Origin of the sequence: Nocardia sp. NPDC005998 (genome assembly GCF_040614395.1) — a bacterium.
In the GTDB taxonomy this organism is placed as follows: Bacteria; Actinomycetota; Actinomycetes; order Mycobacteriales; family Mycobacteriaceae; genus Nocardia.
On record NZ_JBEXUI010000016.1, the window covers coordinates 116,667 to 143,050 of the forward strand.

A 26,384-nucleotide genomic window follows, 5' to 3' on the forward strand; every position below is an offset into this window, starting at 1 on the left:
GATGCATCGTGGAGGCGAGCTGGTCGACGAACTTATCTCGACCGGACCAGGTACCGACACCGAGCGAAGCGACATGCTCGATGCACACGCACACCACCTGGCCGACTGGTTTGACGCGACGGAACAGCTGGTCTCAGCAAACGACGCGCTGGACGCCAGCGACGGCAGCGACCTCACATTGCTGGCCGAAGCCTTTGTCGCGGCTAGCAGATTCGCCGACGCCGGCCGTGCCGTCCTGGCCAGCCAGCGCGAGCTGGCGGCCTCGGTCGAGTCACCCGAGCCACAGCCCGCCGCGGCGGGCGGTGGTGGTGCCGGGGGCGGTGGCACCGGTGGTGGTGGCACCACGGTGCGCGGTGGTGTGCGGCAGGGGCCGCCGGTGTGGGCAGGGGACCCGTCGGTGGAGTCTCGGGTTTTCGAGGTGTTGCGTGGGCAGCCGGTGGTGCTGGTGAAGGACAGCGACCTGTGGCGAGTGGCTCAGCCGGGTGAGTATGTGACGGGGGCCGAGGGCGACACCGTGGCCCGCAGCGCCGTGTTGTGTGCGGATTTGACAGCGAGCACCGTCGCGGGGCTGCAGAACTCGGTGGATAAATTGTTGAAGCGTGTGTGGGAGGGCGACGTTGCCGCGGGCGGTGTCGAGGCGCCTGCGTGGTGGGATCCTGCATCAGGGGAGCCGCCGGTGATGTGGGAGGAGATCCGGCTCGCGCAGGGGTGTGGATGGTTCCTGCTGCGGGGTGGCGACGGTCAGTGGCGGGTGGCTCAGCCGGAGCAGGTCCGCCCCAAGTTCCATAACACGTGGTCCGATCTGGCTGCGGTGGCGGGCGCGGACTTGGCCGCCAAAAGTGCTTTCCCTGTGCAGATGCAAGTGTTCCGTGCGGTGCGCGCGGCGTCGGCGCAGGCGAGCACCGCGACGGCGGCACAGGCGCTGGCGCGGGCCCGTGCCGCAACGGCAACCAGCGCCGCGACGGCAACGACTGCAGGGGCCGGCGGGTCGTCGACAGGCGGAGTGACGGTGGTGGTGACGGACGGGCCGAGCGTGGGCGTGGGGCCGGGTGTGGTGTCGGTGTCGACAGTGTCCCCGGACGGGGCCGATGTGTGGGCAGACCTCGAGTCGTTACCGTTCGACGACGGGTCGGCCGGGCGTGTGGTGGTGGAACTTCCAAGAATGTCCGAGGCGGCGATGCCGTTGTCGGGGGCCAGTGGCGACGCGGCGGAGTTGTTCCGGGTGCTGGGTGCGGGTGGGCATTTGGTGGTGCGGTTGCGGATCGACGAAGGCGAAGTCCTGGCGGGAGTCCTGGTGCGTTTGGATGGCCCGGTGAGCTCCCGTCTGGCGGCAGCGGGTTTCCAGGATGTGGCCTCGCACACCGAAATCGACGCGGACGGCTCGACGTATAGGGTCTTCCGTGCCTCGGTCCCCTCGCGAGCCGACACCGGCGACGTTTCCAGGGTTCCCGGTGCTGCGTCCGGTTCCGGTGCTGCGTCGGTCACCACGGCCTCGGCCGGACCTGCCCCAGCTCCCGACGACGGCACGCGCGCCTGGCGCGACTCGTATTTGGCGGAGGCGCGCCGAGCCGTCGCGGCTGAGCTGGCGCAAATCGCCGAGATCGTGGCCGGGGTCGAGGCCGTTCTTGCTCAGTTGCGGAAACTGCCGCAACAGCGACGCGAAGACTATCTGCGGCACATCGCCGAGGGTCGTCTCGACTTGGCGGACGCGACGGTCTCCAACGACCCCGTGTTACGTCGGGGGTGGGGTGTGTTGTACATGGATAGCCCGGCGAAAGCGCTCGCGAAGCTGGTTTCGACCACGCCGTCCGTACACGGCGCACGGGCCGATGCTTTGGCGGTGCTCCCGTCGGTGCCACTCGCTGCCGCGTTGACGCTGCTGCCCAAGGATCAGCTACGCGAAGTCTTACTGTTGTTGGCCGACGGCAGCCGGTTCGAAGAAGCACTGAATCTGCTGTCTCGACGGTTGGGGCAGGTCCCCACGCTGGACCAGCTGCTGAAAACCGGGTCCCAGCAGCGGTACCCGATCGCCTCGATACCCTCGCTCGCCGGTGCGCTCCGCACCTACCACAACGAGGTGGACCTCCGCGCGCGCGACAACGCCGAACCACCGGCCGTGCCTGCTACTGCCAGCACACCCCCCGGCCAGAAATCCAGTCGCGCAGCCGAATCGGCGACCCCCGGCCCAGCCCGCGTCGGCGCCGCGACCACACCGGTCGCACAACCGCACAGCAACTCCACGAACCAGGCAACACAGCCCGACACCGCCACGTCCGACACAGCCAAGTCGGACAGCGCGGTGGACGAACCGGCAGTTGTCCTGAACGAAGCGGCGACGACGGCGCAGAACCCGGCCACCGATGTGCAGGAGCTGATCGCCGGTATCCGGTCCGCGTACGACGGACTCGACTCGGCCACCGCCGAACTGCTCGATCGGGCGTTGGAACTGCTGCAGCGCCAGACCGATCCGCACGCTCCGCCGAAGCGGCGTGAACTTCTGGCCGCGCACGCGGCTGCAGTGCAGGGCTGGCTGAACTCATTTGCCGCGTTGAACGCGACCGCGGAGCGGGTGGCCGGCGGCGTCGAGGCGATAGCGGGTTACCTCGTCAAGCTGCGGTCCACGCAGGGCGGCGGCCACTACAGCGTGTTCGACGCGGCATGGATGGGTCGTCCGAATGCGAACTCTGCCAGGCGGGCTCTCTGGTCTGCCGCGGTGTGGGTCCGGGGTGCTGCCCGCGAGCTCGCCGCGATCCAGTCCGCGATCGACGTGCAGGAGGCAGGCGAGACGAAGCCCACGGACCGCCCACAAGGCCCGCTCATCACCTTGGCGACCGACGACGCCGAGATGCCCGCCGACGGTCGGCTTGTGCTCGGCGGCCCGGACGCGGTCATCGTCACCGACATCGGACCGAAAGACCGCCAAGAGGATTGCGCCGCTTACGAAGAGTTCGAGCACGACGGCACCCGATACCGCGTCGGCGTGGTCTGCGACGGGGTGAGCAGCGCGCCCGATTCGCATCGTGCCGCGCGGCGCGCCACCGCCACGGCCCTGCGGGTGCTGCGGGCGGAGCTCGGCCGGGGGATATCACTAGACCGGGCGGTCGCGAGAGCCGTCGAGGCGGCGAAGGGCGAAGTCCATGCGCTCGACCAGCAGGAGTACTCAACACGCTCGAGTGCGCCGACGACCACCGTCACCGTTGGCGCCTTCACCCACGACCGCGGTGCTGTGGCTGTCGTGGGCGACAGCCCGGGCGAGGCCATCGACCGCGTGTCGGGTGATGTGCAACCGTTGACGCCGCCTGAGGGTGTAGGGGTTCATGACGCTTTTGTAGGTCGACACACGCCTGCCCAGGTCACTATCTGGGAAGGCGTCGTACGGCCGGGCACGGTCATCGCGTTGCACAGCGATGGTGTCATCATCCGCGGCGAGACATGGTCTCAGGTGCTGCGCCGCTACTCGGGCAACCTCGAAGTCGCTGCTCACTTTTTCGTCGAGGCATCGATGAAGCGCGCCGACAACAGCACCCTCATCCTGTTCACTCTCCCGGAGCCCGTCGCCGAATCCGGCGATGTACCGGCCGCGGAGGAGTCGCCGTCCGACACGCGCACGTCCGAAACTCGCGCGGAACCGGTCGGCGCATCCGATGCTCCGTCCGATGCTGACAGCGACGCTCCGGTCGAGCCGGTGGTTGTTCACGTTGACGTAGACACGTTGCTGGCCCGGTTGGCGGAGTTCGGCACAACGGCGACCGATACGTTCGAGCGAGCGTATAGCGACTATCTCCGTGACCACCGCGACGTACCCGATGACCGGCTGCCCGATCCGACCGGCCTGGCCGACCGCGGCCTGATCGACAACGAGCTCGAGCACGTCGACACCAAGTCGGAATCCGGCAAACGGCTGCGGCGAGCGGCGAAGTTCACGACATCGGCGCTCCACTCGTTCGAGCTCGTCAACGAGCTGTGGTCGCAAGAGCCCGCACCAGGCTCGACAACGGCCGGCTTGTTCCAGAGCCTCCTGCTCCGGCTGTCGGCATGGCTGGACATCGTGGAGCAGTTGGGCGCGAGCGAAGTTCTCGACGCGCAGCACGTCGAGCTCGGACTCGCCGGCCAGGACCTGACCGAGATCAAAAACGCAATCGTCTGGCACCTCCGTCAATCCGCGCAGACAACACCGGTCACGGAACAGCCGAACGCCGAGGATGCGGCGAAACTGGACGTTGCGGCGGAACAACCCGAGGAACCCGTGGGTCATGCGGTCACCGCCGCAGCCGCCGAGACACCCGCGCAGGAACAGGCCACTCCCGCCCGCCCCGACACTGCGCGGGCCGTCTTCGGACCGACGGCGGCGCAGTCGGAACAGTTGGTGGAGCGGTTGGTGGGGCCGTCGGTCGCGCCGCAGGCGGCCGCCCCCGCTGGCCCGACCGGCTCCGACTTGATCGACCCGAACTATTGGATGCCGCACAACTACCCGGAGCGCGACGACCTGACTTATCAGGATTCGAGGCGCGTGCGGACCAATCTGAGCGTTCCGACACCCGAAGACGCGGCACGCACACAAGCCGCGGCGGCGTCCGAGGCCCTGAAGAATATTCGTGACAAGGTGCTGCTCGACATGCAGACTGCCGTGGCGCAGGCGATCGACGATGCAGCATTGACCGGTCCGTCCGACGCGCTCGAGCGTGCGCTCGCGGAACTGCGCGGCGAGTTGTCGGCCGATCAGCGTGCCATAGTGCGGGTGCGCAACGCCGCCTATAACGTGGCCGGGGAGCAGTTGCGGCGGATAGGTCAGCTCGTCGCGTTGTCGAGCCGACCGGACACGCCAGGCGAGCTCAACACGTTGGTCCGGAATTACCTTGCGGCGTCGATATTGTGGAGCGAAGCGCTGAATGCGATGCGCACCGGTCAGGGCCCGCACCAGAAGTACGTCGATGCGACCGATCGGGTTCACCTGTTGGAGGGTCGGCTCGTCGCATGGGAACGAGCGAACTCCCCCGGGGCCGTCCACGAGGTGTCGGTGCCGCTCGCACCGGAGGGGGACGTGCTTTCGGCTGTTCCCGCTCGGGCTCCCGTCGTGGTCGCAATGCCCGCCGCGCCGGAGCCGGAAGTGTCCTCCCGGCGTGTCGAGGAGTCCGACGACGCAGGCGTGCCACCGGAGTGGCTCGAGAGCTGGTCTGCTCTGCGCGCGGCGCATCGCAGGACAGGCGATGCACTGCGGGCGGCGGTCGAGCAGGCTAACCAACACGGCGCAGGCATCCGATGGGAAAACTTCATGATGGGTGTCATCGCCACGAAAGGCCGCATCGGCAACCTGCGTATCGACACCAGTGCCGCGGGCCTCGACCGGCTGCTCGCAGAGATTCAGGCTGCGGCCGAAAGTTACTACTGGACTTGGCAGTTGCGGCTGTCGGTGGAGAAATACCGCCAGGGCGCCCACGATCCAGCGACCCGCGATGCCGCCCGTAGCGCGATCGACTGGGCGATCGCCGATGTGACCTCCCCCGACAGGGCCGAAACGCGCGGTGCTCGGGATCGGTTAGGTGACGGGACTGCGGCCGGTCCGGTCGAGCGTGCGCCTGTCGTCGTCCCTCCGGTGGCGCCCGAGGGCGATGTCGTACAGGGTGATTCGACGCCACATCGCCTGCAGCCCGAGCCGCTCGAGCCCGGCCGACCGAGTGCCGACGGCTCGGCCGCTGGGCCCGAGGCACGCCAGAAGTGGGCCGAATTCGAGGAAGATGTGGTGACCGCCTTGGTGGCGGTTGTTGGCGCTGCGGATCGCGAGGCGCTGCTTGCTCGGTTGGATAGCAGGCGCGAATATGAGCAGCAGCGGCTAGAGCAGATTGTGGCCGGCTTTATGGTTTGGGAGGGCCAGTCCGGCCGCGATGTCGCGCGACAGCTGGATCGGAGGGTTGTCGAGGCCAGGCTGGGTCGGCTCGACGAATTGCGGCGCATGGTCGAGGCGGGTCCGTTCCGCGATGCGGTGACGGCTCCGACGACCGATCTGTGGGCCCCGGAGCCGCTCGAGCAGGGCTCATTTGCCGGGGAATCGGATCGTGTGGAGTCAGGTGCACCCGCAAACCTGCCGCAGGTGCCACCACACCTGCGGCAGGCCGTCGATCGAGCGGTCGCGGATTTTGCTGATGTGTTCGCCCAGTCGCGGGACACAGACGAATTGCACGAGAAACTGTCGAGCGGCACGTCGTTCGACGATCTTCTCGTGATCAGGGAGCTGTCGTTTCGGTTGAACGGTGCGGAGCCGCCTTCGCTGTCGCGGGAGAGCCTGGAAGCTTTCCTGCGGAGGGTGTGGGACAACAGGGATTCCATTTCCGACTTCGTGGACGTCTACGAAATGTATAACAGGCAGGATGTGGGCGGCATTGTCGATGATCCAGATGCCTTTATGCGCAGCATGGCGCAGATATCGGAAGAGCGTGGGCCTGCAATTCGACGGTTACCGAGGTTGCGGGGAGGTGAGGTTCTTGTGCTGGAACCAGATAAACTCGACGCGATTGATCCCACCCGCATCAATTTCGTCCAGTTCGTGCGTGAAGGCCCGCAAGAAAATGCGGTCCGGTATCGCCTGTATGTGAATCCGACGAGGCGGGCGAGGTCGGATCTGGCGCGAAGGATCATGCATGAGATTGTGGGTGATCCGCAGCGATTCCCCGGAGTCCATATGGCGAAGGTCGCCGGGCCGTATAAAAAGCGGACCGACGGGATTGTGATCTATGTGGATGATCTCGGGGCTGCAGGCCGGATTGTCGAGTGGCTCAGAGTGTGCCAGCAGGACAATCCCGATGCGTTCGGCTGGGCGGTGCCGATCATGTCGCATCAGGTATTGCCCGGAGTGAGCGTCGCTGCGGAGGCCCCGGACACGATGGCGAAGGGCCACAGCTTCGGGTCGACGCGAGCACACCTCATTCGCCAGGCGCTGGACGAAACAAGAGGCGGCGATTTCGCCGATTTCCTCGCCGCAGTGCTGGCGAAGTTCCGTGCCGCGGGTATCGATACCGATCGTCCGTACCGCAATGCCGGCGACGAGTCGATCGAACCGCCCGCCATCCGATCCGCCAGACTCGAAGACAGCCCGAGCCAGGGCGTTCCCGATCGGGTGCGCGTGGTCGAAGCGGATTCGGCGCTACCGCCGATCGACCTGCCCGAGCACGGCGACGCCTCCGCGGCAGCGGGCGGTGGTGCGAGGCAAGACGGATACGATGCCGTACAAGAAGCCGCGCAAACCATGTCGGGAAAGGCGGTGCGCCCGGAGAATTTCGGCGAGACAATTCGGCGATTGATGCGCGAGCGCGACGTCGCGCTCGCGGCGGCGGAACGAGCGATCGAGGCGCTTCCCGTGCGTTGGCCGTATCGGTTCGCCGGATGGCGGGAAGATTCACAAGGCGCCGATGCACTTCTGGTTCAGTTGCGGATGGCTTCCGATGACTGGTTGTTCGCGGCGGTTGACGAGGCGGTTCGGCGATACCGTGCGCTGGAGTCGGACCTGGAGCAGGCGCGGGAGCGTGTTCGGCAGGGTTTGGAGGTCACGCGTAGCCGCGGATGGGTGGCGATCCTTGCTGCGGCCAACGGGTTACCGGTCGATTTGTTGGTGCTGCAGGCTCCTGGTTTGGTGGCGGTGGAGGCGCTTCGAGATCGGGTTACTGAGGACCAGCATGACGCGCTGTGGGCGCGGAAGGTGTCCTACGACGAGTCGGTCGTGCAGTTGGGCAGGCTCGGGCAGTTCGAGCGACTGCTGGCCGATCCGGATGCGCCGGTGGAGTTGGTGGACCTGCTCGCCGACCATGTCGTGGCGTTGGCCGGCTTGGTTGCGACGCTGGAGCAGATGCACCCGGCCGATGTCGAGAATGCGGCCTACAAAGCCGCGATTAAGCGAGTGCAACGCGCGGAGCAGCGTATCGCCGCCTGGGAGCAGGCCAACTCGTCGGCACGCCCCGTGCAGTCGGTCGCGCCGCCCGAGGCGCCGATCGCCGAGGAGCTGGGGGGGCCGGTGAGCGAGGTCGAGGCGGAGATTCCGGCAGCCTCCGTCGAGCCGAGTCCGGCGGCATCGGTGGATCGTATCGAGTCGGCGCTGCCGGTCAGTCCTGTCGATCTGTGGACGCCGAAGCCTGTTTCGTCCGATACCGACGATGGTGGTTTCGGCCCGCCGATGGGCACCATCGTCGGGGCGTTCGGTGGTGTCGACGGCGAATACCACGGGCGTTTGGAGGTTCCGACGCCCTCCGCTGCCGGCGGGCGGGCGACTCGAGCGACGCAGGAAGCGTTGGCTAGGGAACGCGACATGGCGTGGCGGCGGGTCACGGAGATTGCCGGTGCAGTCCAGGTCGATGTCGCGGCGAGTGCGGCGGGGGCGGAGGTGGCTGCGGAGGCAGCGTTGGCCGGAGCGGGTGACCTGCCGACAGGGCGGCGCGGGCCGCTACTGGAGGCGCTGCGAATCTACTTCGAGGCCGATGCACAGATGTCGGTGTTGACGCGGTTCGAGCAGGAGTCGATGGTTCCGTACACGTCTCCCGACCTGCTCGCACTGCTCGAAGAGTACGTTGCGGCCTCGGCAGTGTGGGCGAAGGCGCGGGCGAGCGTCCGAGGGCCGGTACCGGGCGACACCATGACTCGCTCTCGGTACGTGGCCGCGACGGCCGCGGTGCATGAGGTCGGGCACCGGATCGAGGCATGGGAGGCGGCGCATCCCGAGCAGATGCGGTTGGCGCGGGCGGTGGTACTCGGTGCACAAGACACCGCGATGCGGCGGTGGTTGGATGCCGTCGGGGCGCTCGGCGTCGACCTTTCCGCCGTCGATTCGGAGCAGCTGACGAGGCTCCGCGACGCGGCGGTTCGCTCCCACATGATGGTAGGCCGGCGTAAATGGTTCGATCGGGCCGAGCACGACGCGGCGGAAAGCAGATTGCGCGCCCAGATTCTCGCGTCGAGTGGCAACGTTACCGATGACGTGGCGATGCGGGAGCTGCGTGACGCGGCGGTCCGGGAGCACGAAGCCGCCGACCTGGCAGCGCGGTTCGTCGAGGCCGAGGCGGCGATCGGTGGCGGGGGGCTCGTCTCCGACGACGACTTGCGCGCCTACGCTGTCTCGTTGGCCGACCGGACTGCGGCATCGCACGAATTCGATACTGTCACTGTGGATTTGACAGAGCAGCAGGTATGGTTGTTGCGCTCGTCGGCCAACCACGCCGACGTGCACCGGACGTTGGGCAAGCTGTTCGCCGACGGCTCGCTACCCGACGGGACGCCGCAGGAGCGGCAGCGGCGAGTGAAGCTGCCCGACGCGGTCGCCCGCTTCCACGGTGATTGGCCCACCCCGCCGGCCGCCGATCGAGACGGCGAAGGACTGCGCGGCCGGCTGCGCCGAGCACTGCGACGTGTCGTCCCGTCGTTGACCGAGACCCAGTCTGCAGCCGAAATCGCCGCCGCCCAACAAGCCTCCGCTGCCCCGAGGACTACCCCGGTGGAATGGGAATTCGACCGGGCTGCGGAGGAGATAATAGAAATCCTCCTGCAAATCAGAGACATCACCGACGGCTTCGCCTCGGGCGACCTGCCGGACGAGGCAGACGTGCGCAGGAAGATCGACAACCTGCGCAACCTCGCGCGGCGTTTGCCAATGCAGGAGTACGAAAACCAAGAGCGACTCGAGCTGGTCACCCATCTGCGCAACAACCTGCGAAACCTGCTGATGCCCATTGACGACGGGCATGTCGAGAACCCGTCCCCGGCGCAGCTGGACCGGCAGCGCAGGATCGAGGAGTTCGCCGGCATGTACGGCGCGAAGGGCCCACGCACTACCGTGCAGGGGCTCCTGAACGAGGACATCTCAGAGCGAACTTTCGGGGAGATTCTCGCGGCGGCACAGATCGCGGCCGACATGACCGGTGTGCCGGTGTCGCGGCTGAAGGTCGGTGGGATGGCACACAGGGCTTCGGCCAGCGTCCAAGTCGTCACCGACGGTGAGGGGCGTCAATCCCTGTTCGTGACCGTCAACGTCGAACGGGCGCTGCATCCGGGCGAAGACGCCGACTACTTCCGCGATGTGGCTCTGCCACAGGGGATCAAGAAGCAGGGCGTGCGAAACATCTGGTTGGCGAGGATGCTTCACGAGATACTCGGGCACGGCGAGACCCTTCTTGGACACCAGCCCGATGGCTCGATTCTCGACCGCGGCGCTCGGATTGTGCAACTCGAAGACCGGGTCTTCGCGCACGAAGAGGGCGCGCACGCCGTCCTGGTCGATGCGGGTGAGGTCACCGCCGACGCGGAAGCGTGGTGGGAAAGCCAGGGGGGTTACGCGAAGACCAATCTTCTCGAGGGCTTGGCTGATGCCGCGATGGTGGTCCGCGCGAGCGAGTTCTCGACGTGGCGGTCTTACGAGTACGCGGTGCTGTACCGGGCGTTGATGAATCTGCCGGTGCTGACGGTGGAGGACGTGGAGCTGTTCCAAGAGGCCGAACGGCTCGGTATGTGGTACCCGCACCTGAAAGATCCAGTGCGGTTGCGGGAATGGGTTGATGCGGGTGGCCCGCGCGACGCTTTGGTCGGCTTTCCGGAGAACCGCGATCCGCAGCGGGTGGTGGCGCGGTTGTACAACGGGCAGCCGGTCGTGCCGGGAGATCGAGACGACCAGCGGCAACTGGCGCGCATCGCGCTGGAGATGATCGGCGAGGCTCGTCGACGTCAGATCGAGGCCGAGTCGCGGTCCGGCAGTGCGAGCCTCGGCGCGAGATCGCAAGCCATCGATACCCAAGTACAGGCACTTCTCCTGCTGGCTCGAGTGGATCAGCAAGGTCCGAGTCGCCGTGATATTCGCGCCCTCGACGCCATGGATATCTCGGACGAGGACCGCGCGGACGCCGACGACTTGGCAACCGGAGCGATGCATGAATGGTTGACCGCAGAGGCGGCCGAGCTCGCCGAGCTGCGCGCGGCCCAGCGCGACGGACCCTTGTCCACGATGGAGCGACTCGCTCTCGCGCAGCGCTTCAACCGCTACCTCAACCGCCGTCGTCGGCTGGTTCATTTCGAGTCGCTTCTCGCAGGCGAAGCTGTTCCGGACGTGGACGTGAGCGCGATGACCGTGAGCCTGATGATCGCGAATGTGCTCGGCGACCGAGCCGTGGCCCGAGCATCTCTCGAAGCAGTGTCCGCTACAACGCATCTCGCGGTGACCAAGCGCGCCAGGGCGGATGCGGTGTTGTCGTCGCGTCCCGAACGGACCCCAGAGGACCGGCTCGAGCAGTTGCGTCTCGAACTGATCGCGATGGGTGAAGACAACCAGGCGGCACGTCGCGCAGATCAAGAGCAGGCGTATAGCGCGGGTGGACATGAGGAGGAGATCCTCCAGAACGAGCAGCGGGCGCTGGATGCGGAGGCGACTCAGGAACGGCAGCGGGCGGAGCGCGCGCGGGACAAGGCGGAGAAGGAACTCCGCAAGCTTTTCAAGGAGCTCGGGAAAGAGCATGGCTTGAAACTCCGTGGCTCCGTGTGGGTCCGGCTCACTTCCGGTCGTGAAGCGGCCGATCGCGTGGTTGCCGGTCTGCCCCGCGGACCGGCGTTCGTGCGATTCGCCGAAGCCGTCGACGTGTATTACACCGCTAGTGCGGTCGTATCGGATGTGCTCGACAGCCAGTCCGCCCGTCGCGCGCAGCAGCGCGTGGCCCTCGAGGAACAAGCTCAGCAAGCCGCGGCCCGCGCCGCCGCGATCGCAGCCATCGACAGTGCCGAACGCGAACCCGCGCAATCGGTTCCGAGCGACGGGTCCGCCGCCGACCCGAGCGACACGGGCGGCGTGGCGGAAGACGACGGCGAGCTTCCCGATATGTCGGCGGCGTTGTCGGAACTCCAGGGTTTCGGACAGTCCCCCGGGGATCCGTCGGCGACTGTCGGACCCGAGGGCCGCCGCGCCGATGCGCTGCCGCCCTCCGACAAGGTGGGTGACCGGGACGGTGGGCCCGACCGCGATTCGTCGCGGGAGGACGGGAACGCCTCGAACGACGGCGCGACGGGCGCCGAACCGCCGTTGCTCGCAGGCGAACCGGGGGTTGACGTGCAGGTTAGTCGTGACGAGCTTCCGGCGGTCCCACCGCGGGACGATGCTGTCTTTTCACGGCAGCCGCCTGCCGGTGGTGTCGAACGGCCCGCAGGGCCGGCCGAATCCCCAGACGCCCCCAGCCGCATTATCGATGACACGAGGCCTGAATTCGGCCGCTACGGTCCGGGTTACAGCTCGGGCGAGGACGCTTTCCCCACACCCATCGTGACTGGAGTCGCGGCCCTGCGGGCCGCGTTGGGCACCGATTTCAACGCGCTGGTGTCCGGGCTGTCCTACCGGGAGGACATGCCGCGCCGCACATGGTCGTCGCCCGACGGTAGGCGGGTCGTCGGACTGCCCGACATCTACGCGGCATTGCAGGAGAGCGGTACCGCCGAGAATCTTGCCGCGGCACACGCGGTTCGGGACCGACTGCTCGACCCCACCCGACCGCCGTTGCCGGAAGACGTCATCGCACGCGAAATCGAGGACGTCCGTTCGATTCTCCCTGAGCATCTGCACCACGGCCCGCTCGTCCACCTCATCGCGAACGGCTTGCACATCGTGCGCACCCTCTACGGTCACAAGGACATCGGCCGTGCCAACGCCATCTATGGCCTGTTGGAGCATGGCTGTCCCGCGACCTACCACAACGGGTTCGGCATCCTCGAGGACCTGGAGAAGCTGTTCCACGTCATGCACGACGCTGGTGTCAGCGAGCGTGAGATTCTCATGGCGCTGGCGGCGGAGTCCTACAGCGACTCGGTTTACGGCAACGGCCGCCGCAGCAACGTCGAGGTCAACCACGGGCGGTACGACGAGTTCGTGTCCGCCGGACTTGCCCACGCGCACGCCGAGAAGCTCCGTGTCGATACGGAGGCGGCGGAACGGATCCGAAACGCCGTGTTGGGCACGACGTTCGATGAGGAGACCAAACAGCAGCTCGGCCGCGACGACCCGGACCCGGTGGTGCGGTACCCAGTCAACTTGGACCTCGATGCCCTCCATGAGGCGAACTTCGATCTGCTACCGGAGGATCTGTCGGCCGCACGTGCACAGTTCGGGCAAATCTTGTCCCTGATCGCGGCCGAAGCCCGTGAGACCATCACCTCGACCGTTGCTGGGCTTGGTCTCGTCGACCAATACGGTGACCGGTATCCGCAGCTGCGGGAGGCGGCGGTCAAGTGGATGCGCGGCCAAGCCGCGTTCCGCGAAGGACATCGGTACGGCGAAGGCTGGCCAGACAATTTGGCTCGCCGTCGAGCGATCGCCGCCCTGTACCGGGCGCTGGCCGACCAAGTCGAGGCGAAGACCATCACGATGGTGCAGGCCGCTGAGCTGGCGCATCGGTTCAACAACAGCAACATCGAGTTGTCCACGATCTTCTGGGCCGGGCCGCTCAGTGCGGTACGGGAGTGGCTGCGCGACCAGTACGGTCTGGTATTCGACGCGGTCGGGCCCGACGCGGAATTGCTGGTGATGGCGCGGGCGATCGCGCGCTGGTACCACGATTTCCGGGGAATGCCGCTGGCGCGATTCTCGACCGAGGACATGAGTGCCGCCGGCGAGGGCGTTGGCGGGTCGCTTAGCTCGGCGACCGGCGTATCGTTACGCCCTTCCCGGTTGACTACGACATTGGGGACGGTCATTTCGTCGGCCGCGGTGTTCGGCAATCTCGACACGGCTTGGCGTGGCGCGATGGACGCGCTGACGTTCGTCCCTTATGCGGCGAGTGTGGGCAGGCAATACGTGCGGAATCGAGCGTTGACCCGCGGTGGACGGCCGCCCTTGCTCGCCCCGGGGGATAGGCACGACGCCCCGTACCGCACCGTGCTCAACGATCGCTTGATGAAGGACGAGGAATTCCGCGAGCAATGGCAGAAGCATGGGTTCTCGGGTGTCGACCCAGCAGAGGCCGGCACCACGGCTCTCCTCGCCCGCGTGGCGTGGAGGGTCGCCGGTTGGAATCGGCATGAGCTCGTCGAAGAGAGGCTTCGCAAGTACTACTTCGCCAACGTCGTGCAGGCTGAGGACCACCCGTCCGAGGAGCCGAGGTTCCGTGCTTGGCTCGCACAGGAATTCGGCGAGGACGCGTTTCCGCTCGGCGCGAGTCTCGACCACGGCACCAGTATGTTCACGCCGGAGGTCGTCGCCCACCTGGTCCAAAGGTCGGCGGTGGCGGTTCAGCATCGACCGCAGACCGCGTCGGTCGGGCAGCACCTGGTCTATGGGGTTGTCCTGGACACGTGGCGCACACACCTGGCCGTTCGGCGGAGGTTCTCGACGTGCATGATCGGTGCGCTGCAGTTCCAGCGCGATCGGTACGGTGACCGGACACCGGTCACCACGCCTGCCGAGGTGCTCGGCGACGACGCCGTGGAGTACCTCGAGTTGGCCGACAGATGGGGGCTCACGTTCCGTTCGGCGGCGCAATATGCGCACAGCCTGTGGAAGGACGGCGAACCGGCGACCGGTGTCATCGATTTCGCCAACCGCGTCGTGGACCCGAACAGTGGGGTACGCGATGTGATTCTGGCCGTGCAGTACCCGCCGGCAGGTGGTGTCCATGTCGAACCGGAGGACGAGGACTGGGGCCCTGTCGACGGACACGTCGTCACGTTGACCACCGACGAACGCGGCAGGCTCCTGCTCCACGAATGGAACGTCCCCCCAGGCGGCGGGAAGCCCCGCGAGCGCACCTTGAAGGGCCACAAAGCGTGGAAACACGTGCGCCAGTTGCAAGCCCGCAGCATCGCCAACTCCGGAATGGAGATCAAAGACGACGGCACCGCGGCCCGTCCCCTCGAACCTGGCCAACACGTCGACTGGTCGACCGAACAGAGCATCCGAACCCGCGTAGGCAGCACCGCCGCCGAACCCACCGACCCCGGCGAGACCGGATCAGCATTGGACGCCGTTGCCAAGGACGCGTTCGAAGGCCAGTCGGTGGTACCAGTTGACGCGGGGCTCATCGCGGCGGAAACGGCTCGAGCGAAGCTGGAGGAGTTGCTCACGGTGCGATGGTCGCTGGGCGAGAACCGGTATCGCGCGTTGTGTGAACTCGCCGAGGGCGGCGATATCGACGAAGTCGAACTGTACGACATGCCGTGGGATGTGGAGCGGCTGCGGCAGTGTCTACGAGACGTGGAGTCGGAGCTCGATGAGCCAGGCGCGCGCGAGTGGTGGGTTCAGTTGAACGGTGCCGTCGATAGGGTTGAGGCGGACGGCGTCGCGGCGATGCAGCCGGTGCTGGCGCGGGCTGCGGCGATCGTGGCGGGGGATCCGGAGGCGATCGCCGGTACCTGGCTCGAGGAGCTCGGGCAGCTCGAGAATCCGTTCTGGGAGCTGATTGAGCGTACCGAGGCGTTCTGGACCAACCATGACGAGCTCGGATCGCGGGCGGCGATAATCGAGAGGGCGCTGCTGGAGCGGGCCCACACCCTCGCCCACCGGGTCACTGTGTTGATCGCGCGGGTAGCGAGCCTGAGTTATCGTGCGGCCGAAAGTGATCCGGCGGCATACCTCGAGTTGGCCACCGCGAGAAACATGCTGGACGCGGCGATTCACCGGTTTACGCCACACCTGGCGGATCCGGTTGGCCTGCATGTGCGTCGGCCTGGTGAGGACGACGGGCAAAAGGTGCGCGCGGCGCTGCAGGCCGCGAATCATTGCTTCCCCACGCCGGTGTTCGGGTTACCGCATATGGCGGCGAGCCTCAGCGCAGGGACGTTGGCGAATGCGATCGACGATGGTCAGTACCACAAGGTGTACACCAATGAAGAACGCAACCAGGAGGACGTGTTCCGCGATCTCAGCGACCGGCCGGGGCCATGGGTCGCGGTGGTGGAGGAAAAGGGAATCCCGGTCGCGGTGTGTGTCAAGACGGATGGCGGGCCGGTTTTCGATGTCATGAGATCGGTGGTTCTGCGTTCCGCCGCAGAGTTGGGCGAGGCATCGAAGCTTCCGTGGCGGCTACTGCTGCTCAATGGTGCCGGCGTCGTAGTGTTGCCACACGGCCGGCCTGCCGTATCTGAGGAGGACTCTCTTCGCGCGAGACTGACGAAGGTCCTTCGGTCGTGGGATGGTCCGCGAACGTTCGACGTGTTGCAGGCGCTCGCGGACGGCGCGGATATGTGGGCGGTCGACGTCGGGAAGATGCCGTGGCTGTACGACGCAGCGCACCGAACGTATGGTGACGTGCTAGCTCTTCGCCCGCGATTCGCGTTGGCGCGCCGCACAGAGTGGTTCGACCGGCTGCTGGTCTCGATCGACCGGCTGCTCGAGACCGGGGCAATCGTCCGGTACCAGCACCGGCTGCCATCCGGTGAGCGGATCGACGCGTTCGTGAATCCCCTACATGAGCTGTGGTTCACGATCACCCGTACCAACGAGACACGCCAGAATGAGCTTTTCGACGGCATGATGGCGAAGATCGGTGCTCAGGTGTGGACGATCAAGGTCGACACGGACATCAGGGGATTCGCTCCGCTGGATCCCAGCGACTATTTCTCGTCGTCACACCGTCGGTTTGCCGCTCGTGCCGGGTACACCGTCGAGCGAATCACGCGATCCGCACATCTCGGCGGGCAGATCGAGAGGTACGACGTCACCTACGCAAGGCCACCAACTGCAGGCGAGATCGACGGCGGCGCAGAGAATGTGGAGCCCGAGCTGGTATGGGCATGGGCCGGCGTCGACCCGCGCGAGGTCGAACTGCACTGGGCGCCCGAGTTCGCCGCGGCGCGCGCATTCATGGAGTCCAGGGGTGATGGCAGGGAACCCGCGGAGGTGCTGGCGGCGATGTCGCTGAGCCGTGGGCTCACGGAGTCTGCGTTCGCGGATGGCTTTGTGGCGGTGGAGGTCTACGAACACTCCAGCGGCGTGGATCTGCGGTTCCATCGACCCGAGTGGATCATCGAAGGAATCGCGGAGGTGATGCGCGACGCGGAGGATTATGTCGGAGGCTGGCTCGGGAGCGACCTCGCCGAGCTGTTGAGGCACCTGGCTGAGCTCGAGGCGGCGATGCTTCCTGGTCCGCTCGATGCGGACGCGGACTGGTTCGCAGCGGTGCGCGCCCGGCTGCGCGAGCAGATCGCCCGGCTGCGTGCGGTATTGGATACGTACCACGCCGTCGAGTCCCTCATCGGCGTCGCCGCGCTGGATCCGACGGAGGAGGACAGCGGTTCGGATGGCGATCTGTGGGCGCTGATGACGCGGGGCATGGTGTTGTGGACGGTCGCCGGGCTGCTGAAGAGCATCCCGAGCCAGTCGCTCGAATCAACGGTGTCGCTGCGCGTCGATGAAGCACTGCTGGTATCGGTCGATTTCCCCGGCCGCGCAGCAAGCAACCTGGAGGAAGAGCTGCGCCGAGCGGGGATTGAGACCACGATTTCCGTCTCCGGACATGGCGTCGATATCAGGACGACACTGGACTGCGTCTTCCCTCACACGGACGTGGTCTTTCGGGACCTGCCCGAGCCGGAGGCAGGCACCGCGACCGGGCCGGTGTTGTCGCAGACGCTCGGCGGCAACGGGCGGAAGTTGACCGTCGAGAATGTGGAAGTGGTATCCGGCGAGCTGATCGAGCTGCTCGCACGGTACGCCGACGAGTGGACGATTGTGTCGGCTGATACGGACTGGCGGGTGATCGCCGAGTTCCACGCCGGACGCGACAACGGACGTGGGCCGATCGAGATGGATTCCGACACTGCGGAACTGGTGGCCGAGTTCGCCACCACGGATCCGGAGGCTCGTACCGCGCCGCCGACCCGGAACCTGGTCGCGGTCCGCGAAATGTTTGTGACTTTCGAAAACGAGATCAGGCAATTCGCCGTCGACGTGGCGTACTCGGTTGGCCTCAGTGGGCGAGTCGATCTGCGGCCCCTGGATAACGCTGCGCAGGAACTGTTTTCACGATCCATAACCAGTGTGTCGTTCCGGGCCACGCTGCTGCGCCCGGGAATTGTAGTGGTGGACGCCCAGTCGAGCAGCGGGCGCGATATCGGCTCCGCTATCGTCCGCCTCGATGTGACACCACACGAAGACACGCAGGAACCAGCCGAAGGGCCTGCGGCGCAGGACTCTTCACAACGCGACGCGCTCGTGAGCCTCGTCATACAAGCCCGCGCCCAACTGGTCGCGCTGGCCGCGGTCACCGACCCCGACGACCAGCCCAGTCCGGCGCATCGCCGGGACGCCTTGGCCATGTTGGAGCGCCTCGTCGACGCGGAGGTAGCCCACCGCGGACAGCCGACACCGATCGGATCCACCGACCGGGCCGACCTGCTGGACGCGCTCGACGACGTGATCGCGTCACTGCGGGACTGGGTCACCGAGCACTGGTGGCGGCCCGCCGAAATCCCGGCTGCCCCCGCCGAAATCCGGCCCGTCCGCCGCGGAGTCCCACTTGACCCTGCCGCTGAAATCGATCGTAAACTGGCGGAACTGATTTCGGTTCCCGCGTTGTGCGCCATGGAGATGGAAGACTTCCTGGCCGCGCTGTTCGACATCGCCCGACCTGATATTGACTCCGAGCTGGCGGCGGATATCGCACGAGTGCGCGCCGCCATCGGCACGGGCGAGGCGGGATACCTGCGGCGCACGCGCGCGAGATTCGAAAACCCAACCAAGTACGGGTCCGCCGAGGATCTTCCGGGCTTGCTCGACAGAATCGCGGCGCAGATCCCCGGCGCGTACGCGGTGGTGGTGACGATGGGGCCCGAGGACGCGGTCGCCGGTGCCGACAACGAATACCGGCCCCTGGCTCACGTCGCCGCGTGCCTGATACGGACCCCGGGCGGCAATCTCCGCCTGCATGTCACTACCGACCCGAACCAAACGCCGGAAGCCGGACAGTCACCGGTACCGCCCGAGGTGCAGGTACGAGACCTCTACGGGCAAGAGGCAATCGACGAGTTGCCGAAGTTGGAGAACGAGCGCAAACGGCCCGGTGTGCGAACCCGCGTGCAGGTGTATCTCGCCGACGGCACCCCCGCGCATCCGATGACCGCCACGACGCCTGCTGAAATACACCGCAGCGAACGCCACTTCTTCACCCGGCTCGGTGCCGCCATACCCGCTGACGAACCTTCTGTTGCGAGCCACTCACACCGGACACATCCGCTCACCTTCCCGCGTGGTGCTCAGCAGGCCTTGACCGTGGGTGCCGCGCGCATCGCGGCCCTGACCCACGGGTGGGCGAACCCGGATATCGAGCTCGCTGTGCGGCAGACGGTGTCCGGCCTGACTCAAGTCGGGTGGCGCCAATTCGGTGCAGCAGAGGTAGCTGTCCGTGTGACACGCGTCCAACAGCCTGGGGGACAGGTGCAGTTGCGGCTCGCCATCGCCTTTCACGGCGTTTCAGTCCAAGAGGCAGACACCCGGCTTGCCCAGTTGAAGGCAGGCATCTTGCAGTCGGCGCACGACTACACGGTGGCTATCAGCAAAGGCCGAATGGTCTTCGAACTGCGCTTCCGCGATAGCGAATTCCCTACCCGGAATACCGGTGTGTCGACCCTGGAGCGGCGCGTGCGCAAGATGCATGCCAGGTCCATGCGCGGCTCGCCGACGTTGCGCAGCGTGCTAGCGGAGAGCGGTCTCGGGTTCCGTGCGTTCGGCAGGGAGTTCGGGCTGACCAGGATGGTCCTGAGAAGAGTGTGGCAGGGTGCGCCGTCCGGTCACATGATCGATGAAGTCATCGAGGTGGCTATGCGCAAGGGCGGCGGGTTGGAACGGCTGCGACTCGAGTACATGGCCGCGCTGATGCGCCTATTGCAAGAGCGCACAACCGATTTGGGCACGTCGGTGAGATGGCAGGACGCGACCGGCGTGAGCGCCCGCACCTTCTCCGGCTACCTCACTGGTCGCCAGTGGCCCACCAAGGGGAACCTCGAGACGGTTCTGGCCGTCGCCACCCGACACGGCAACCGCGACAATGCGACCCAGCGCCTGCTGCGCAGCTTTGTCGAATCGCACTGGGTCAGGGCCGATTTGCTCGGCACCCGCGGTCCTCGTAGAACTCGTACCCGTGCGGAGCATCTGACCCATTCTCGCCCCGAATCGGTGCCCAGCCTCACCGCAGCCGCAGACCCGAACTATGTCGGCTTGCAACTGCAGTCGTGGCGGCGGTCGACGGGACGGAGTATCCGCAACGTGGTGGGTGCCCTGCGGGGCGTGGTGTCCAGAGACGCGTTGAGCAGTTACGAGCGAGGCACGGCTTTCCCAACGCCGAAGGTGCTGCGCTCCGTGGCCGAGGAGCTGGGTATTCCGGCCGAGGAAGCGGAGTGGTTGATGCCGGTGCTGTGGCAGCACGAGGAACGGGCCTACCGAGCTGGATTGGCGGAGCGCGGCGTTGTCGTCGAACCGACGCTCGCGGCGGTGGGCCTGATGCTGCGCCGGATGCGGCGGGAAGCCGGGCTCCAGCAGCAGGATCTCGCTGACGCCATCGGTATGAGTCAGGTCTTCGTGGCCGAACTGGAGTCCGGCCAAGCCGTCCCAGAGCCTGCGATCGTCCATGCAATCGTGGATGCGACCAATGCACTTGCACAACAGGGTATTCGGGTGATTACGCAGCTGTGGGAGCGTGTCGAGCGTGAGCTGATCGCCGACCAGCGGGATCCGGATTCCGAGCTCGCGCGCATCGGCCGCGCGATCAAGCGGCTGTTCTGGGCAGAAGGACTGAGCGACCAGGATGCGGGGAGCCGGGCGGGCATGTCCGGTCCAGCCCTACTCAACTACGTCATGGGCAACGGGGTGAAGATGCGGCCCGGGATGCTGCTGCGGCTCCTCGACGCGTTCGATGCCCCGCCCGAGTTGGCCGACCTGCTCCTGAAGTGGCTCGACACGTCCGCTCGCCGGCGGAACATCGCCGGACAGCGCGCGCGTGGTGTCGATCCGGATTCCGTACCCGGTCGGCTCGGCCAGATCCTCTTCGGGCTGCGGTGGGACCGTGATTTGGACCAGACTGCACTGCCAGGCCACCCAGACCAATACGAAACCGGCCAGAGTCGTCCGAGCGTCGAGATGCTCGGCCGGATAATGACGGTATTCGGCTACCAGCTCGGCGACGACGAACTCCGTCACCTCCACAGCACCGGCACCATGCCGCGTTCGGACGTGACGCCGGACGCAAAACCCGCCAAGAAGGCTGGCACGCCACCAACACTCGCCAACGCCGACCGTCGGCATGTCGTGAACGCCCGCTGGGAACCATCCGAGGAGAAGTCCGGGGTCGCACGCATCCCGGAGGCCGACGAGGCCCAGGCCCAAGAGCAGCGGCGGCGAGAATTCGCATATGTTGGCCAGGCGGCGCAGGAAGCGTCGAACGCGTTGGCTCACTGCATCAACCGACTCACCGATTTAGAGCGAGCCTTCGCAGTGCTGCGTATTCTCGCCGAGTGGCCGTCCGAGCGCGTCACGGCCGCGCTCGGGCTCGACCCCGACGGATACAAGCGTCTACAACTGAGCACCGTGAGTCGATTGGTCGATGGGCTGGTCGCTCACGTTTCCGGGGCAGGCACCGGCTATGCGGCTCCCGAGGGACATTTGCGCGACGCGATGATGGCCTCCGTCCTTGCCGAGTTGGACTGGCTGCGCAACCTGGACGTCTCCGGGCTCGTCGCGGCCGCAACAGCGGGCGAGGCCGGTGCGCTGGATCTGCTTCGGATGCGGTTCGGGGCACAGCAGTACGGGTTTGTCCTGACACAGGTGGCCGATCGCGCGGCGGCAGGGTTGCTTGCCGCGCAGGCGTTCGAGGAGGCCGCAAATCGCATTGGCGAGGCCGTCGGCGCCGCCGATATTGGCGAGTGGTTCATCGCCATAGCACGTGATGTGTTGTCGCGGCACGAGTCTCGCGTGCCGGACTCCGCGTACGACGTGGTGGCGCGGGCTCTGCCAGTGGTGGACTGGCTTGGTCGACAGGACGAGGCCGCGATACGGGCGATACTCCGGGCGCTCGATCCGATCCTGGCTCGATGTGCGGCTCTGCGGATTGCCGGCCTGGAGCCGGCCGATATCGCCGCCGAAATGGTAGCGAGCCTGGACGAGGTGCTGCAGTGGTTGCGTCAGATCGACGTCCGGATAAGCCTGGCCGATGCGAGACAACGAGGCCTGCCGCCTGCCATCATCGAGCGGCTGGTATTGGTGACGCCCGACGAGGCAGCGAAAGTACATGCGGCTCTTGGCGCGCTCAAGCCGCAACGACGGAACGCGGCATTGCTCCGCATGCTGGGTCTGGCAGACAACGCAATCGCCGCGGTGCTTGCCAGGCCACTCGACGGCCTTGCCGATTCACTGCGCGTCGCGGCGCGCGAGATGGCGGACTCGCTGGCCGGCACCCCAGTGTTGGAGCGGGTTCAGGCCGTCCTACCGCCAACCTCGGTAACACCGACCGGACCGCCACAGCGTCGACTGCTGTTGGACCGAGTCCAGGCTGCGACCCAACGTTATTCCGCTGAGGCTCGAGTGATATTGGCGGATGGCACCGGCACCCGGGCGACCATCGCGCGGCTCCGCTGGCTGGAAGGGTGGTCGGAAGAGGGGATAGCGGCCGAGTTCAACATCAGCCGGACGCGAGTTCGTCACGAACTGGCAGCGGTGGCCCCGCGTATCCTTCGCCAACTCGCGTCAGCGGTAGGCGATCCAACTATCGCCACCGAGGGGCAGCTACCGCCCACGACCTGGGGCAACGCCAGGCGCAGGCGTGTGGTGCACGCTCTGTGGCGGCGGGCCGAAGGGGAGTCTGGGAACAGCGAAACGCAGCTGCCACGTGCCGACGAGCCCGGTCTCGAAGATGCTGAACGAACGTTGCCCGCGATCTTTTGGGACGGGCCGGTCGATGTGGTGCGGGAGTGGTTGCGGGAGCAGTTCGGGCTGGTCTTCGATGCGGAAGGACCCGACGCGGATCTGCTCGCCGTCGCGCGGGTTATCGCGGGGTGGTACCTCGACTTCCGAGGGATGCCGCTGGTCCGGTTCTCGACTGAGGACATCGACAACCCGCCCGCGAATGCTTCGTGGGCGGCACCAGGCGAGGCAATGGTCTATTGGGCGCGCCGCAGTGATGTTGGCCTATCCAGGCGGGAGCGGCTGGCATCCGCCATTGGGTCGACAGCGTTGCTGATCGGTGTTCATGACCCGGTGTGGCGTGCCGTGACCGCGTCGATGCCGTGGCTGATTGGCGTGGCGCGTACGGCTATGGATAGTCGGCGGTACTGGGCGTTTACGGCCGGTGCGCAGCCGGACACCGACCTCATCGGGGACCCACGGGACTTCGTGTACCGCATCACCCTCTTCAACCACATAATCGCGAATCGCGAACTGCGGAATCGGGCGCGGCAGGAGTCCGGCGCCGATCCGATGGAAGCGGCCGCGACCGGCGGGCTCGCCACCGTAGCGTGGATGGTCAGTGGTCAGGGTGGGCACGAGGCAGTCGAGAAGGCACTGCGTTCGTACTACTTCAAGAATGTCGTGGAGGACGAGGACCACCCGGCGTATGAGCCGAGGTTCCGGAAGTGGCTGGTCGAACAATTCGGTGAGGACGAATTCTCGGCCGGCGCCCGGATCGACCTCGGCACCAGCCTGTTTACGCCGGAGACCGTCGCGAACCTGGTGAGAACGTCGACCGTGGCCGTCCGGCACAGGCCGGGAACGGCGTCGGTCGGCCAACGCACCGTCGCCCGGATCGCGAACGAGGCGTGGCGCAGACACCTTGCCGCCAAACGCCGATTCACGACCTGCGGGCTCGGCGAATTGCAATATCACAAGGACGAATACGGCGACGACACGCCCGTTACTACGCCCGCCGAGGTGTTCAACGAGGACGCCGAGGATGTCCACGATCAACTCAACAGATGGGGCCTCACCAGCCGGTCGCTGGCCCAATACGCCCACTGTCTGTGGGAGGACGGTGACCCGAAGACCGGTGCCATCGACTTTGCCAACCGCGTTGTGGACCCCGACAGCGAGGTTCGTGACGTCATTCTGGCCATCAAATACCCGCCGAAAAGTACTGCGGCACCGGAACAACAGGGCTGGGGCCCCATCGATGGACACGTCGTCAGCCTGAAGGCCACCAAGCGCGGCGAACTCCTGCTGCACGAATGGCACGTGCCTCCGGGCGATGTGACGGCGAAGCCCCGAGAGCGCATCCTCACGGGACGCAAGGCATGGAAGCGCGCCCGCCGGCTACAGGCCCGAGGAATCGCCAACGCCGGCTTGGTCTTCCTCAAGGAAGGGGGTAGAGCCGCTCGACCACTCGAACCCGGACAGTACGTGGACTGGTCCAACGAAGCGGGCATCGACGTCCAAATCGGCAGCACCGCAAACGAACCGGCGGACGACCCGAGCGGTGAGGAGTCCGCGACGACAGAGCCGGAACAAGCCGAGGAATGGATTTGGATTCCCCTGGACGACGAAGCCCGGAGGGGATACTCGATGCCGTTGCACACAGCCACTGCGGCGGACGCGGTCCGGGGCATGCTCGGACTCTTGGCGGGGTATTGGCCAGAAGAGAAAACGACGTGGGCGATGCGCGAGGTTGTGCCCGCGTTTGTGCACCGGCCTTCTGGGGATGTGAAGCAGTTTACGGTGTGGATGGAGGACCGGGACGACGGCCAACGGTGCCTGATGCTGTCGGTAGGCGCTGTGAATAAAGATTGGTCCGAGGAATGGGCCGTGTTCGTCGATCAGAACCGCTTTTCGGTCCGATACCAAGGTAATTCGCTGGAGGCGGTCAGCGCCGCGTTATCGTCCATGACACGGCACGCCTCGACCATCACCTGGTCGGTTGATGCCATGGTTACGAAACTTGCGGACCGTTACGTTCCGGTGGGCCATGACTTGTTTCGCGCCTTGGTGACGGGAATTCAGCACTATTTAGTGGAGCAACGGGCTGAGTGCGTGCTGGATGTGCGGATCGAGGTTGGGGACGGCGTTCCGATTGCGGTGGTGTCAACGGCCGGCCTGCGCGATGAGTGGTCCGTACAGTGGATCTGTTCTGCGGACCAGCTTTCGGTCCGGTGCCAAGGTGAAGCGCCGGAACGAGTCGCCACGGCCTTACGGAATACGACGTCGGTAGTCACCTTCCTGCTTAAACGCATAGGCCTCACGGGCCCAGGCAGGTTGGACCACTACAACCTGGGTGCCTTGGAATCATTTCCCACGGGGCGGCTGCGGCCCGGCGACCATGTGGAGTTGGCAGTCGAGGGTATATCCACTACGGCACGCGTGGACGCGAAAGTCGTCGACTCCCATGGCAGCGTATCGGCGCAACGGACGTACACGCCAGGCATCAATACGCCAGGCGACCCATGGGATCACCTGGCGGACGGGTCCGAGCAATGCGTGGTTGGTGCGGCGGAGTTGGTGGCCGGGTTGGTTGGCGACGACGCGATGCTGAGGAGGGCGACTCGCCGTATCGGCAAGGGGGCGTTGCGGGTTGCCGGGATGCAGCGCATCTTTGGTGCAGGCCTGCATCCGGGTGGATGGGATTCGATCGACAAACGATTCGGCTCGTCCGCCAAGGAGCGGGACCGCACAGTCGAACGCTGGATGTCTGCGCGCCCCAACTCCATTGTGGGCTTGATCCTGCAGCGCAATAAGGAGCCGCGGCGCAACGAGGTCGCCAGCCATGTGATCGTCCTGCACAACCGGAGCACGGTCGCGCATAGACCGGACATCTGGGTGTCCTATGACACCAGTGACCCAACGCGGCGCCGGGACTGGCTGCGGCTTTCGCGATGTATGGATTGGCTGCTCGAAGCGCAGGTCGACCTGGACGCGCTCGGACCGTTCGCGGGCGTCGCGTTTGTTGATGGTGTGCCAACGCGCCGACTCGGGCGCGGGGTCGCCGCCCAGATCGCAGGTTGGCGCGCCGGGCGGCGCGTCCCGGGCCTGATCGGCTCGACCGACGCCGTCTCCGAGCACGACGACAACAACGGTGGGCAGGCATCGGATTCCGAGGATGCACATGCCGCGCTGCAGCCGATGGAATTGCCGCCGCCCGCAGCGGAAGTCGACAATTGGCTGGAATGGGCGACCGCTGGGGTTGACAGGATCGAGGTCGGCGCCGAGGGACCGAGTTCCGACGACTTGCGGGCCGGTCTCGATGACTTGGCCGACAAGCAAGGTCAGCTGCGGAGTCAGCTCGCAGGCGGCGCCATGGTGCTGGAAGGCCGTAAGGTACTCAGGCTGGCGGACGTCGTCGCCCGACTGGACAAGATCGACCGGTTGCGTGATCGTCTGAACGTCATCGCGCCTGACCTGAGAACCGAAGAGCACTGGGATTACTTCGAATCGCTGGTGCCGCCCCAGTGGCGCGCAAGTTACCGCGCCTGGTGCG

The 26,384-nt window shown here is 66.3% G+C and carries 1 protein-coding gene (only partly in view); it reads left to right on the forward strand.

The whole window is internal to a GNAT family N-acetyltransferase gene (locus ABZ293_RS22425; protein ID WP_355183441.1) on the forward strand: the coding sequence, 77,217 nt in all, runs 13,421 nt past the left edge and 37,412 nt past the right edge, and what appears here is coding positions 13,422–39,805, spanning codon 4,474 (partial) through codon 13,269 (partial); the first complete codon in view begins at window position 2. Both codon boundaries (start and stop) fall beyond the window edges.